1 protein-coding gene is annotated in these 601 nt (G+C 57.1%); it reads left to right on the top strand.

Translation table 11 applies throughout. The features are described 5' to 3' along the window. Nucleotides 1–601, top strand: a 601-nt coding sequence (locus tag SQ11_RS15545) for an N-6 DNA methylase (RefSeq protein WP_041515114.1), incomplete at both ends; no start/stop codon positions are given.

Genomic DNA, 601 nt, shown 5'->3' with positions numbered 1-601 from the left:
GGACGCGGGCGACCGTCGTGCACCGCTGGCGCTGTGTTACGCACAGAACGCGGATGACGCAGCCGAGTTCGAAAAGCAGATGCGCCGCAAGACGCACTACGTGATTCAGCCCGCTTACCTGTGGAGCAGCATCGCCGAAATGGCGCGCACGCAAAACGGCGAGATGCTGCACACGTTGCAAAAAGGCTTTGATTACATCGAGAACGAATCTTTTGCCAGCACCTTTGGCGGCTTGTTCTCTGAAATCAATCTGAACTCAGAAAAGCTGGGAAAAGACTACACCGCGCGCAATGCCACGCTTTGCACCGTGATTAAGGCGATTGCCGATGGGCTGGAGAAATTCTCTACCGACAAGGATACGCTGGGCGATGCCTATGAATACCTGATCGGCCAGTTTGCAGCAGGCAGTGGCAAGAAGGCCGGTGAGTTTTATACGCCGCAGCAGATTTCCAGCATCCTCTCGGGCATCGTCACGCTGGACAGTCAGGAGCCAGCCACCGGTAAACGCAAGCATCTGGAAAGTGTGTTCGACTTCGCCTGCGGTTCAGGCTCCTTGCTGCTCAATGTGCGCCACCGGATGGGCCCGCACGGCATCGGCAAG

The organism is Nitrosospira sp. NpAV (assembly GCF_000832065.1).
Lineage (GTDB): Bacteria > Pseudomonadota > Gammaproteobacteria > Burkholderiales > Nitrosomonadaceae > Nitrosospira.
Note: the sequence above shows the minus strand (reverse complement) of the source record. Positions and strands in the feature narration are given on the sequence as shown.